The organism is Ulvibacter sp. 2305UL32-6, assembly GCF_058148545.1.
Map to the genome: position 1 here is coordinate 121315 of NZ_JBYVKA010000001.1, position 14105 is coordinate 135419.

Consider the following 14105-nt stretch of genomic DNA (forward strand, 5'->3'; position numbering starts at 1 on the left):
TCAGGTGATATCTTGTTCATTTAAAAAGTCCCATTGCTTCATACTTCGCGTGAGTTTCCTCCCTATAACCGCTTCAAATGTTGAAGCATCCAATCCATAGCCTTTCGGTTTTTTCCCTTCCAGATCCTCAAAGCTTAGTATATGCCCTGCAGGTAGATCTTTATTGACAGCGAGTGATTTTTCGAAAATATTCTTTAGGTCTGTAAAACGGCTGTTATCAGATTTATCTATTGGATTTTCTATAGCTTCGGAAATACGCTCAACACTATCGATCAAGGCGGTTGTTTCTTCCATCGTCAACGAAGATGTAACATCAGGCCCAAAATCTTCTTTACTGAAGACCACGTGAAATTCTAAAATTTCTGCACCTAAAGTAACCGCAGCAATACCTGTAGCGATATCTGCCGAATGATCCGAAAAGCCAATGGGTATTTTATAACGCTCTTTCAGAACGCCGATCACGTTAAGCCCATAGTCTTTTGGTTGTGTTGGATAGCTGGTGGTACATTGTAAAATGCTAAAGCTTGCCTTGTTTTTTTTCAGAAAGGAAACAGTAGCGTCCAATTCTGCTAATGAACTCATTCCACTAGAAATAATAATAGGTTTAGTTGTGGCGATCACCTTTTTCAGCAATAAGAAATTAGTGACTTCTCCGCTCCCTATTTTATATTGTTCAACGCCAGCTTTTTCAAGTACATCGACGGCTTTGTTGCTAAACGGACTACTTATAAATAGGAGTCCGAGTTTTTTACAGCGCTCACCGATCTCGATCCATTGTTGCTGTGTAAATTCCATGCGCTTCCAATAGTCAAAACGAGTGGCATCATCAGAAAACTTTACGCGAAACGGCTCATAAATACTACTTTCGGCTTCTGCAATATGGGTTTGAAACTTGATCGCTTTTACGCCTGTTTTTGCCACAGCGTCGATATATTCGAGCAATTTGGCATAACTACCGTTATGTGCTTGTCCTATTTCAGCAATGGTTAACATTAGCGTAAATTAAATTTAGCATCTTCTATTTTGGCGTTCATTTTATCACACCAATCGTCTAGATCATATAGTTTATCGAAATCTTCACGATAAAACGGATTCACACCGTTATTTTGCTCTAACTCCATCATACTTTCTTTGATCACCTCAACCCATTCGTCAATAAAATTAGGGTTTTCTATGATCTTTCCGTAGTTCCCGTGATCAAGTACTTCGGGTACACCGCCTTGATTTGAAGCGATACAATAGCAGCCACATTTAAGTGCTTCTGCGAGTACAATTCCGAAGCCTTCCTTACAAAGCGTTGAAAAAAGATAGAAATCTGAGATCTGATAATATTTTGGTAATTCGGCATTTGGCACACGCCCTATCCAGGTGAGTCCGTCTTGCTCAATTTTGTTTTTAGTTCCTACGATAAGCAATTGCATTTCGTTGGGGTCGCCATTGTATATACGTTTCCAAACGTCTAAAATGATATGAAGACCTTTTTTCGGGCGATCCTGAGAGCACCATAAAAAAACCGTTTTCGCTGTGATGCCCATCTGCTTTTTTAATTGTTCCTTTTCCGAAGAAGACACCTTAAAAAATAACTTTGAGTTGGTGGTATTGTGCATTACCCCTGCGCGAAAAGTAAGCTCATAGTAATATTCCTTATAACGCTGATAGGACATTTTGGTGAGGAAAAACATTTCGTCTATACCCGAGAGGAAGTTTTCTGCTTTTTCCCCATCAAACATCACGTCAAATCCCTGATAGTAATACTGAACATAAAAATCTTTTCTATTGTACTTCGATTCTATATGCGCATTTAAAGGTGCTACAATACCACTATTATCAATGATATGAATAATGTATTTGGTATTGGGCTCGATCACCGAATCTAGTGCCTTAAAGTAGCGATTAAAGCGAGTTTTGTAATCTATTTTTTGCTGTACTTTGGTTTGAAGTGAAGGTTCTTCAACATAGGCGTAGGTGGCTCCCGGCGCCTTTTCATCATCTTTCGGGCAGACAATATAATTGAAAGTGTGTTTATTTTCCCGAAGATAATAATTGTACATATTGGTCCAACTCGCAATACGCTTAAGCGGCATAGGATATTGGATCAGTAAAATAGTTTTAATAGCATTCATACTAGTAGGTTTTGTCTTTCATGCCCAACAAGCTAAAGTACCATCTTTTTATGGGACCCACGCGTACGAGGATACGAAAAAGGACTTTGCCAAGGGCTCTACCTGTTTGTGAAATTCCGGCAACTTCAAAGCGAAGTTTGGTATTGACAGCTGGTTTTTCTTCGGAAGTATTAAGTGCTTCCATCTCGGTATCCATCCATGGTTCAACCTCATTTCCTAAATGATACGCGTAATTTCCATGGGTCGCCAACCGTAGGTATCCGCCTTCGTTATTTGGAATATCGAAGTATTTATTTTCGCTGCCCCCCACAATTTTAGCGTTGCTAGGATAAGGAGGTGCGTGTCTAAACACTTCGGCACGGAGCGTCGCTACAAAATGACCACAGCCAACAACGGCCGTTTTATCTTTTGTAGATAGGGTCAGATATTTGTCGAGATGCGCTTTATTGTATAATTTTCTTCCTATGCTATCTTCAAATTTTATTAGTCCGTTTTGATCTTTAACCGACTTAAATCTGAGTATTCCGCGTTTGAATCCGTAGTAAAATGTAGAACGAACAAAATCTGTATTGTACGCCAAACTACTCGGAACGGGTGATACCATACCAGCTTTCGGAAAATCTACAAATACCTGTTCTACTTCCTTTTGCCAATTAGCCTTAAAAAACACATCGGCATCACTAATGGTGATCAAAGGCTCCAAATTACTCTTTACTGCACTGTAGATAGCATTTACCTTTCCTAGGTTAATATCACTATGAAACAGTTGATCGATCGCCTCATTGGCCTTATAAACAGCTTCTAGATAAGTCTTTACCTCAGGACAACTCGCATTATTAATTAAGGTAACACGTGTCTTCTCATGAATAGTTTTTAAGAGACTATCCAAACAGTAGCGTAGTATTGCGAGCCCATCTTTAAAGTAGGCTTCCGTTAAATTTGGAATATATACAGGAATCACGATGCGATGATAGGCATCTGTTTCTAGGGTGTGATTGGATTTCTCAGGATGGGTTCCAATGCGCATCCTTACTTTTTTAAATGATTAATATATTTGTTAATTCCTTGTTTTGCCGTGAGCAGGTCACGACTAAGAATTTCTTTCATTTTATGAATATCAGGGCATCGGCGGGTCATGTCGCCTTCCTTTAGAGCAGGTAAGTGAATAATATTAGAATTGCTATCACAAAGCTCAACGACCAAATGCGCAAGTTGTAAAATCGACATCTCCTCATCGTTACCAATATTAATCACGTCATTATTTACCAAATTGCCTTCATGAATCTTTAGCAAGGTGTCGATGTTATCGTCAATATAGCAGAAAGTTCGCGTCTGACTCCCATCACCGTAAATGGTAATATCTTCGTTATTTAGGGCAGCTTGAATAAACTTTGGGATCACAAAATCTTCACTCTGATTAGGCCCATAGGTATTAAAAAAGCGAAAGATCGTATAATCAAGTCCGAATTCGTCGTGGTATGATTTTAAAAACGACTCACCCACATTCTTTACAATAGCATAAGGCAATTTTGAGTTAAGCGGTGTGGTGTGTTCATTCTGCGGAATTTCAAAAGGCTCTCCATACACTTCCGAAGAAGACGAAAAGTATACCTTTTTAACGCTTGTATTCTTAGAGAGATTGAGAATGTTTTCGAATCCTTTGATGTCGTTTAAAACCCACAACGGATTGTCAAGAGTGCGCTTTACGCCTACCACCGCAGCAAAATGAAAGACATAATCAAAGCGGTGCGTATAAAAAATAGAGGCGATGTCATTAAAATCATTGACGTCGGCCTTTACAAAAAGAATATTATCAGCTTGAGGGATCTTAGAAATACTGCCTGTAAGTAGGTTATCGGCAATGACTATTTGGTTATTTGGATTACGTTGGAGCGCTGTGGCCATGGAACTTCCTATGTTTCCTGCACCTCCCGTGATCAGTATTTTCATATGGTCTTAATTTGGTTAGTTGCTAAGGGTGTCTTGCACCCTTGACACTGCAATTTAAAAACTTCTGTAATCAAAATGAGGAAAATAGAAGAATTTATATCCTTTTCCGAGCAATTTCAGCATCAAATTTCCGAAGTTAATACTTCTTTTATACTTTGGAGCAAGATGTGTTACCCGCAGCATATACTCCAACTTCGGAAAGTAGACTTTTATAATTTGATTCTTTTCTGAAGGAGACGCACTTTGAACCATATCGTAATACAACGCTGCCTGTCTATAAAATAAATATTCTATCAATTTTTCTTTGGAAGGATTATCTATCTTTTCCAGAATAAGAAATTGCTTTTCCCGAAAGTCAAAAACCGATTTCTTCGCATTTAGGCTAGAACCTGCTTGCGTAGAAATACTTTCGTTATCGCCTCGCTTATAAAATAGCGGATAATCTTTAAAGCGCTTAAACCGAATGCCTTTGACAACAAGTCTAAAATGCAGATCCTTTTCTTGCCCACGGTGAAGGTATTCATCAAAAAATTCATTTTTCGCCAGCAAATAGCTTTTTCGCCATAAGGGAGAATTGGTATAAAAACAAAAGTCGTGTAAAATATAATTTTCAACCTCATTGTTGGTATGATCGTCTACCGGACAAACATTTAGATTGGGTCGTCCGTCTGTATAAAAGACCTCTCCAAAACCAGCAGCCATGTCAAGTGATTCATCATTCTCTAAGAGTTTTATTTTTTCTGAAAGGAAATTAGGCGCAGCAATATCATCGCTATCAAACCAATTTATAAACTCTCCATTACTTTGCTCAAAGCCAAAATTCCGACAAGCATTAGCGCCCTTTACGCGATCTTCTGGACGTTGTAAAAATTGAAACCGACTATCTTTTTGGACATAGGTTTTAATAATATCCTGCGTACCATCAGTAGAGCCATCATCAACCACAAGACACTCCCAATTAGTAAAGGTTTGCCCTATAAAACTGTCTAAAGTCTCGCCTAGCAGATCTGCACGATTGAAAGTTGGAATTATAATCGAAATAAGCCCTTTTTGCATAGACACAAAGTTAAACGAATGATTCGAGCACCGCTACATACTGTTTTTTTATTTCTGCTTCAGAAAAACTAGATCGATATCGTTCTCTACCCTTACGCGCTAAAGTTTTTATCTGCTCTGGCGTTTGTTGCATTGCTTTTTCCATTACCAACTGCAAGCTTTCCGAAGTACCATCAAACCAAAAAGGATGATCTGGCAAACGTGCAGGCATAGCGCCAACCTGTGTGCTAATGATTACCCGTCCTGCTGCCATGGCTTCAATAGCGGTTAAAGGTCCGCTTTCCTGATGTGATGCAATAATGAGACAATCGTGGTCTCCATAGCAATCAACAATAGCATCATGTTTTATATTGGCTTTAAAAGTAATACGATTATCGGTTGAAGCCATTTCGTGCAATTTCTTTTTTTCATGACCGTTTCCAACGATACTCAATCGTAGATTTGGCCCTTCGATCTTTTGAAAAGCCTCTATAACGCTTGCAATATTTTTATTTTCATCTAATCTTCCCAGACATAAAAACGAGGTGATCCTTTCTGAAACCAACGGTAGTTTGAGCAACTTAGCTTCTAAGAATGCACACTGATCAATAACACTATAAAACGGATTTTTAAGATGCCTTAAATGGGCGGCATTGGTTTCAGAATGATGAATAAAGTAAGTTATATGCTCTAACCATTCTGGTTGCTTTACTGCGTCAAGATCTATAGTACCTGTGGTTCTAAAAATAGTAGGAATTTGCGCTTCTTCGGCGCTTAAGGCTAAGGTTTTGATTTGCTGCGAATGCAATTGCGCACAAATGATAATGGCATCAAAAGATGTTATATGGTTTTTAATGACACGATGTTTAACTGCGTCAAGATCTATAAACCGTTGGGTTAACTTATTGGAAATATGATAGTGGTTTGCCCGTATTTTTTTTCGAAAAGCGTACATTAATTTTGTGAGCGTTCGCACCCAAAAACTCTCCTTATACACCAATTCATTAAGCGAATCAACCTTCCCTTTAAAACCAAACGCATAGATATCTGAATCAGGATGCACATTCACGGTAGATAAAAGTGCTACCTCGTATTTCTTTTCGAATGTTTTCGCAATGAATGCGGCTTCTAGTTCACGGCCTCCATAAGCGCCTAACAAACCAGTAATAAGTATTTTTTTTTTTGCCTTCATGTGCGTTATTTCAAAGATAATAACTTCAGGATAATGAAATACAAAGCTATCTCTAATGACAATAAAAATGGTGTATTTTAATAAAGTTAATCGAGAATCATCAACGATTTTTTCATAATAGTAAGCTCAAAATTTCATTTATTTAGGAAATACAAAAAAACACAAGCGACGGAACAACACTCAAAATTAATCTTTTGTATAGGCGCGAACAATTTTACTGTATGTATTCAAACCTTTTCCGAAATGATGGTAAATAAAAGCAACAGAACGCAACTTTAACCGTAAACCATAGGTAAGTTTTGGACATTCGGAAAGACTTTGAAAAAACCAATCAAGTCTTCTAAGTTTAAGCAATTGTTTAATTAAATTTAGATATTTCGCCAAGGCCATATTAACTCCAGAAGGTTGATTCTTGGCTGTATATTCTAATATTGATTTCCTAACGAAGATTTCTGACCTTAAATCCTCATCTTTGAATTGCTGAAAGCGCTTTGTAATACTATTTTCATGCAAGCGAACTAGCACCAATGATTTTGAAATCCAACTACCTTGGATATTAGGTTGTGTAATCACCCGAAATACAAAATCTAAATCCTGAGCTCGTGTCAATGTATCTGAAAAACAAAAAGAATCGACAGTTGCTCTTTTATAAATGAAGGACGGAATATTTAGTAATAATTCATCCCTCAGAAACGCATTTATTAGATTGTTTGAAGGCTTATTATTATAAATCTTTTCAACGTTTTTTGAACTTCCTCTAAAAAGTTCAATTGCACAAATTCCATAATCATCCTCCTGCTTCATCGCATTAACCTTCTCTTCAATAGATTGAGGCAAAAACAAATCATCACTATCAAACCATTGTATTAAATCTCCCTTAGAAAATTTATATCCGAAATTTCGACAAAAATTACCTCCCTTCGGCACACTTTGGGGTCGCTCAATAAAACGAAAACGAGCATCACTTACGATATATCTATTAACTTTTTCTATCAGATCGTATTCAGAACCGTCGTCGACCATAATACATTCCCAATTAGTATAAGTTTGTGCTTTAATACTATCAAGAGTTTCCAATAGTAAACTTGTACGATTAAATGTTGGTATGATAATGGAAACAAGTGGGTTCAAAATATATTAAATGTAAATTTTATTAAAATAAGACAACAATCAAGCTCTAGATAAGCAATTTCGTATTTTCTTTCTGAAATAATGACCTTTACCTGTCAGAAGTTTAGTAAAATGATAGATTTTAAAATAGAATAAGAGTTTAAAGCGTCCTTGTAAAAATAATTTTGAAGTTATATAGATAAGATCTTTTGCGGAGATTTTTATATCCAAGGTAGAAATTAGCCAAGCATTGAATAATGTACGTTCAACCTTCTTATTCCCTAACAGTCTGAGCTCCTTATAAGTTTCTCTCCTCAAAATAACGCGTTCTCGCCATAGACGTTCGGTGTCTTCGTTTAATTGTGATCTTATAGATCCAGAATGAATCCGCCTAAGTGTAGTAAATTCATCCAAAACACCTGCCTTTACAGACCGTGCTGTTACTTTACAATAGAAGTTATATTCCTGGCCGGAAGGTAGCAATGAGTTAAACCGTAAATCACCTATTAACTTTCGCTTTCCAAGGAAATCTGGGGTAAGCCAATTAATCTTTTGGTCCACATAGTTAAAATGTGTGATGGCAATACCGTGAAATTTATAGTAACCTTCATTATTACTAATGATCTTATTTGGATCTGGATCTTCAAAATTGGCCGTTTTAGAGATCACATAATCAAAATCTCCTTGCTCTAGAAGTTGGATCTTGCGCTCTAACATATTGGGTTGCATAAGATCATCACTATCAAAAAACTGAATATAATTGCCTTGTGCGGCTTCCAAACCTATATTTCTACAGGTATTACCCCCTTTTTTTGTATGAGACGGTCGCTCTAAAATAGTAAATCGTTTATCTGTAAGCGCAATCGCTTTAAGAAGATCCTGAGTGCCATCTGAAGAGCCATCGTCAACAATGATACATTCCCAGTTGGTAAAGGATTGCGACTTAATAGAGCGCAAGGTTTCAGCAACAAGATGTACTCTGTTGTAGACAGGAATAATGATCGATATGGATGGTTCTTTTTCCATGATTCAGCAAGATAGCATAGCAATACTTCCGAAGCAAATCAAATGACCGAAGCATATAATTGATGCCAAGCCTTCATGGTGTGCTCTGGAAAAAACGATGCTTTAATATATTTATAATTGTCGCGATTTTTCGTTTTTAAATCTGACAACTGTTGTATGGTTGTTTGTAGTTTGGTAGGTAATTCATTTAAGGCATCGATCGTTTCATAGTTAATTCCGCTACGCTTAAAAATAGTATAAGGCAACCAACTCCCGGCAAGTACTACATTACCTGCATAAAGCACTTCGGTCACTGAGCCACTCAGGGCGTCACTTACAGGAACCTGTATTTGAATATCAGTGATATGGCGTAATTTGGCTAGGTCCTCATGCGAAATAAACTCATTGATACATACCACTTGCACATCATCAACCGTATTGAGATAGGTTGTTAATTTGTGGAGATAGCTCTTATCTTTAGAATATGTTAATGGCAATAAACAAGTGATCTTGTCTTTTTCTTGCTTCGGAAGGGTCCGAATTAGATCTAGCACTTCAATATGTTTAAAAGCTTCATTTGCATTATACCCAACGGTAACCACGATATGATCTTCAGGAATATTCCAAGACCGTTTAAAATTTGACAAGACCGAAAGATCTTCCTTATAGGTATCCAGTAAATTATAGATCTTCGTTTCTATAGCAAACTGCGCATACACAATATGATCTTTAAATTTTGTCCCGTATTTTTTAAAGAGATGCGTTCCCATTTCAGGAGTTTGAATGGTCACAGCCGTAGCTCGCTCTAATGCATCAGCAACATAAAATTTATTTCGTTTTCCTAGGTTTCGATAGAGATCGGATCCCCAAAAACTACAAACTATAGCCACTTTATTTTGCAAGTAAGGTACATAGCGCAGATTGTAGGGAGTACAAAAGTGAATATGAACCACCTTAAAACCCATTGGCAATATAATCTTTTCAGCGATATGCTTATAAATGGCTTGATTTTTTACTGAGATCAGCACATCTTTGATGGACTTGGCATTAGCAAGTTCAAAAAACAAATACTTCCAAAAAACCGACATACACCATAACCGAACCATCGTCCAAAGTAACGCGACCTTTGAAAATTTTTCTTTAGAAAAGTCATGATACTCATCAAAAACAGAGGTGTTTTCAACAATAGTACCATTTGACAGATCACGATATCTATCAACATGAAATGAGAAGTTAGGGTTCTCTTCTTTTAAAAGACCGTACAATTGGTTTAAAAAATTAGACTGGCTTAACCCTAATGATGCTATTTTGATGGGCTTGTTGGACATTATAAAAACGGACTTTCACCTAGACGTTTGAGGGTTTCATTGTATTCGGCCCAATTGCCAATATCCATCCAAGAAGCTTCACTCACCGGGAAGACCCCTACTTTACCTTTTCTAGCGATGATCTGCTCAATTAATTGTGTAATATGGAAAAATGAATCTTCAGGTATTTCAGCCAGCAAATGTGGTTCTATGATATATAACCCAGCATTTACTAAGTAATTAAGATCAGGTTTCTCTGTTATTTCTTGAAGAAAGCCATCACTGTCTAATTGTAGGGTTCCGTAAGGAATAGGATGATTTTTTAAAGCGCCGATTAAAGTGAGCTCGTTGTTGTTTTCTTTGTGATATTTATAGACTTCTGTATAATCCTGCTCCACCAAGATGTCACAATTAGAGACAAAGAACGGAGTCGAAATTTTATCTTTTAACAATGATAAACTTCCGGCAGTACCTGTTGGTTTTTCTTCCTTGTAATAATTAAGGGTGTACTTTTTATCTATAATACCTTCAAAATGACTTTTGATCATTTCGGCTTTATAATTTACAGTAAAATGAAAGGTATTACATCCTGCTTCCAAAAAGCGATCAATAATATGCTCTACGATGGTTTTCTCACCAATAGGAATAAGAGGCTTGGGAATTACATTGGTAATGGGTTGCAAACGAGTTCCTTGTCCGCCTGCCATAATAACCACAGGCAATTGTAGATTTCCTTTGGCCTTTGTGTGTTTTTCTGAAAAGAGCTCTTCCCACAAGATCAGGTCTTCTAGATGGCCATCTTTATCTAAGACAGGCATAAACTCCATCCGAAAGCGAAGCATCTCTTTGCGTATTTCGGCTTTCGATTGAGTTACAGAAGCTACTCGTAGGTTGGATCGAAGTACTTGTGAAACCTTGGCTTGAAAATCTTGATTCTTAATTAGATGTCTCTGAATATCACCAACACTTAGCAGACTTTTGTACTGTTTAGAAGCATCGATAACGAGCAGCAACTTTCGGTCTACTGCATCCATTTGACGAAGGGCTTCAGTGATAGACTGATCTTCTTGAATTAAAAGGTGCTCAATTTTATGCTCTAAGGTTGGTTTCATAGACGTTTCCGAAGTTAATCAAATTACATTATTTCGAGTGATCCTTCCGAAGAAAGATATTTACACGTTATAAATACCTGCTTTATACGCCTTCAAGTTATCAGGATCTGCAAACCAAGAACTCGTTTCGGCTAAGGCCTCAGCAAATGTATAACTAGGTTTCCATTGGGTGTGCTTCATCAATTTAGCATTATCGCCAAACAACCGAAACACCTCGCTCTTCTCAGGACGCAAACGTTCTTTATCTAAAACTATTTTTGCATCAGGATTTATCTGACTGATAAGCGTTTGAGCTACATCACCGATAGATATTTCGGAATTAGTTGCGATATTAACTTCGTGACCAATTAGGCTTTCGGTATTTGCGATCGCTTCAAAAGCGCTCGCGGTATCCTTAACATATAGCAAATCACGTGTTGGAGTGATGTCTCCTAGTTTTATTTCTGAAAAACCGTTTAGTAATTGTGTGATGATCGTAGGAATAAAAGCACGTGCCGACTGTCTTGGACCAAAGGTATTAAATGGCCGTACAATGGTGACTGGCATCTCAAAACTTCGATAAAAAGAGTCTGCAATCGCATCGGCTCCTATTTTTGATGCAGAATAGGGCGATTGTGGTTGTTTTGGGTGTTTTTCGTCAATTGGCACATATTGCGCAGTTCCGTACACTTCCGAAGTAGAAGTTACAATAAGGCGTTCAAGGTTTTGATCGCGAGCGGCTTGCAATACATTAAGTGTTCCTTTTACGTTGGTATCAATATATGAGTCTGGCGAGTGATAGCTAAACGGAATGGCGATCAGCGCTGCTAAATGATATACTACATCAATATCCTGCATAGCAGTGCGAACCCCGTTTGGGTCTCGGATGTCGCCTGTAAAAACCTCAATTTGGTCTAATATTTTCTTCGGAAGCGTATCGAGCCACCCCCAGGAATTAAAGGAGTTATAATAACAAAACGCCTTTACCTGATAGCCCTTTTCAACAAGATATTCGGTTAGGTGCGATCCTATAAAACCATCGGCTCCTGTGACGAGTACTTTTTTCTGGCTCATACTTTTCGTTGTTTTTCTATTATCTCTTCCAAAGATATCAATTCGCGCCATATTTTAAGGCATCTTTCATTGGCGCTACCAGCTTTTGAACATGTAATTGTGTCTCTGGATCAAAATCATTGAAAGTTCTCTCTGTGCTTAGTTTATCACTGGCATTTTTCTTTGTTGAAAGTCGTTTAAGCAAAGCATCCTTATTTTCTTTAAAGTTGTATCTCGGATGTGTTAAACTCAATAAAGAAGCAATTGTGTCTTCTTGGATTTTGGACGACTTTTCAAATAGATCTTCAAAAGTTAAGTGTATTGACTGCTCTTTAGTGGATTGCAATCTTGTTAACAGTACGCTATTGCATGTATTCCAATACCAAGCAATTCGCTGTATTCGCGGGAGTTCATCCCATTGTTGCTGTGACATTTCATTAAAATCGACTGCAGTGAGTCGCTTCCGAAGATCTGAATCGCCATAAAAATTATTATTTCCGTCGCTCTGCGGATCTTTATTATAAGCTGATAAAAGATAAGTTTTATAATCTCGTGTAATGTAGACCATTTTTACAGATCTAAAAACCGAATCATAATGATCAAGAAGAGGATAGATAAAGGGGTTTGACTCTATAAAAGTGATTGGTTTGCCGGAAATTCTTTTGATCAAATTCTTAATGCTCCATAGTAATGAGCCACGCGCACTAATAATTGCATTGGTAATGGTAGCTGATGGTTGCTTTTCTCTGATCTTTTTTAGGCTTACTTCAAAAAAATCTGGATTGGGTTCGTGAAATACAAAAGCATTGGGATCTACTTGACGATAAAAGCCTTCAAAAAACTGGGTGCCCGTACGTCCGGTACTGACTATAACAACAGCATCAACTCCTTTTAGCAGATAACCAGCGGTGCGGTTAACTATATATCTTTTTATGTTTTTTTTAAGCTTCATTAAAAAAGCATTCGGCTGGAATCACTGCGCTACTACCTCCTCTATTAACAACACCTGTGTTCCATATATCACCTGGTAGAACTGTAACTTTTACGGCATTTTCAAGTCGGTCGATCAAATTCTCTCCACTTGGGCTTCCTTCGAAAATAACGACACGTAAATAATAGAGATCGCCTCTTAGGTATAACTTCGGAATTTTAAGAAAAAAGTGATCTTGTTGTTCAAGATCTTTAAATTTCACGCCCATTTCATCAGTAACAAATGACAAAACATTCTTTTCGTAATGATCTCTAAAATTAAAGGCAAAGGTTAGTTTATCATAGTTTATAGGCGAAATCTTTTTGACGCTTACCCGAATGAGTAATTCATTCCCTGAGATCAATTCAGCGATGGGCTCAACTTCACTATTAAATAATTGTACATCTTTAACAAGCATCTTCCCATTCCCTTGTCGGTCGGTTCGATGTAATAGTGATACTCCGTCGGCACTTCGACTACTTCGTAAATAAAATTTGATCGCTTCGTCGGTATTTCCTTCAAAAGCCATCGTGCCATTTTCCAAAACGATGGCGCGGGTGCATAAATTCTTAACCGCAGCCATATTATGACTTACAAAAAGAACAGTGCGTCCATCTTTTTTACTAATATCCTGCATTTTTCCTATAGCCTTCGCCTGAAATTCGGCATCTCCCACAGCCAAAACTTCATCGATCACTAAGATATCTGGTTCAAGGTGGGCTGCAACGGCAAAGGCCAATCTTACACGCATTCCGCTACTATAACGTTTTACAGGTGTATCAACATACATTTCACAGCCTGAGAACGATATGATCTCCTCAATTTTTGATGCGATCTCTCCTTTGGTCATTCCCAGGATCGCACCATTTAAAAATATATTTTCTCTTCCTGTTAGTTCGGGATGAAAGCCTGTACCCACCTCTAACAATGATGCGATACGACCACGATATTTAATACTACCAGTCGTGGGACTGGTAACCCTAGAAAGTATTTTTAATAAGGTAGATTTTCCTGCACCATTCTTTCCAATAATACCCAGCACTTCTCCTTGTTGAACGTCAAAATTGATGTCACGAAGAGCCCAAACATATTCACTATTTGCTTTCGAGCTACGATCATTTACAGCACCAACCTGAAGGAAGGGATCGTCCTTTCCTCGGATGTTATACCACCATCTTTTTACATCATGCTGCAAAGTACGTGTACCTACCAAGCCCAGACGGTATTGTTTTGCTACGTTTTCAACTTGTAAAATAATGGACATGGTGA

13 protein-coding genes are annotated in these 14105 nt (G+C 37.7%); all 13 read right to left on the reverse strand.

Annotated features, from left to right (window positions below):
- Positions 1 to 993: an N-acetylneuraminate synthase family protein gene (locus ACY2RU_RS00615; RefSeq protein ID WP_490136464.1), complete on the reverse strand. Its 993-nt coding sequence runs from the start codon at positions 991 to 993 to the stop codon at positions 1 to 3.
- The gene (locus tag ACY2RU_RS00620) at positions 993 to 2123 is read right to left on the reverse strand and encodes a glycosyltransferase family 4 protein (RefSeq protein WP_490136465.1); all 1131 of its coding nucleotides are present in this window, start codon (positions 2121 to 2123) and stop codon (positions 993 to 995) included. Before ACY2RU_RS00620 ends, ACY2RU_RS00615 begins: the two co-directional genes overlap by 1 nt.
- Before the next feature lies 1 nt (position 2124).
- A complete protein-coding gene (locus tag ACY2RU_RS00625) occupies positions 2125 to 3150 on the reverse strand; it encodes a glycosyltransferase family A protein (protein WP_490136466.1) in 1026 nt (341 codons plus the stop codon).
- Between the two features lie 2 nt (positions 3151 to 3152).
- Complete coding sequence (locus ACY2RU_RS00630) at positions 3153 to 4073, reverse strand: NAD-dependent epimerase/dehydratase family protein (protein ID WP_490136467.1); 921 nt, start codon at positions 4071 to 4073, stop codon at positions 3153 to 3155.
- A 54-nt stretch (positions 4074 to 4127) separates the two neighbouring features.
- Positions 4128 to 5129, reverse strand: a complete 1002-nt coding sequence (locus tag ACY2RU_RS00635; RefSeq protein ID WP_490136468.1) for a glycosyltransferase family 2 protein — start codon at positions 5127 to 5129, stop codon at positions 4128 to 4130.
- 10 nt (positions 5130 to 5139) lie between these two features.
- Positions 5140 to 6300 carry a glycosyltransferase family 4 protein gene (locus ACY2RU_RS00640; RefSeq protein ID WP_490136469.1) on the reverse strand — a complete coding sequence of 387 codons (1161 nt, stop codon included), beginning with the start codon at positions 6298 to 6300 and terminating at the stop codon, positions 5140 to 5142.
- 186 nt (positions 6301 to 6486) lie between these two features.
- The gene (locus ACY2RU_RS00645; protein WP_490136470.1) at positions 6487 to 7431 is read right to left on the reverse strand and encodes a glycosyltransferase family 2 protein; all 945 of its coding nucleotides are present in this window, start codon (positions 7429 to 7431) and stop codon (positions 6487 to 6489) included.
- Positions 7432 to 7470: 39 nt separating this feature from the next.
- Positions 7471 to 8436 carry a glycosyltransferase family 2 protein gene (locus tag ACY2RU_RS00650; protein WP_490136471.1) on the reverse strand — a complete coding sequence of 322 codons (966 nt, stop codon included), beginning with the start codon at positions 8434 to 8436 and terminating at the stop codon, positions 7471 to 7473.
- Positions 8437 to 8474: 38 nt separating this feature from the next.
- Complete coding sequence (locus ACY2RU_RS00655) at positions 8475 to 9743, reverse strand: glycosyltransferase family protein (protein WP_490136472.1); 1269 nt, start codon at positions 9741 to 9743, stop codon at positions 8475 to 8477.
- The gene (locus tag ACY2RU_RS00660) at positions 9743 to 10834 is read right to left on the reverse strand and encodes a nucleotidyltransferase family protein (RefSeq protein ID WP_490136473.1); all 1092 of its coding nucleotides are present in this window, start codon (positions 10832 to 10834) and stop codon (positions 9743 to 9745) included. Before ACY2RU_RS00660 ends, ACY2RU_RS00655 begins: the two co-directional genes overlap by 1 nt.
- Positions 10835 to 10894: 60 nt before the next feature.
- Positions 10895 to 11887, reverse strand: a complete 993-nt coding sequence (locus ACY2RU_RS00665) for an NAD-dependent 4,6-dehydratase LegB (protein ID WP_490136474.1) — start codon at positions 11885 to 11887, stop codon at positions 10895 to 10897.
- A gap of 37 nt (positions 11888 to 11924) precedes the next feature.
- Complete coding sequence (locus ACY2RU_RS00670; RefSeq protein WP_490136475.1) at positions 11925 to 12818, reverse strand: hypothetical protein; 894 nt, start codon at positions 12816 to 12818, stop codon at positions 11925 to 11927.
- A complete protein-coding gene (locus ACY2RU_RS00675; RefSeq protein WP_490136476.1) occupies positions 12808 to 14100 on the reverse strand; it encodes an ABC transporter ATP-binding protein in 1293 nt (430 codons plus the stop codon). The genes ACY2RU_RS00670 and ACY2RU_RS00675 overlap by 11 nt, the downstream gene beginning before the upstream one ends.
- Positions 14101 to 14105 lie beyond the last annotated feature (5 nt).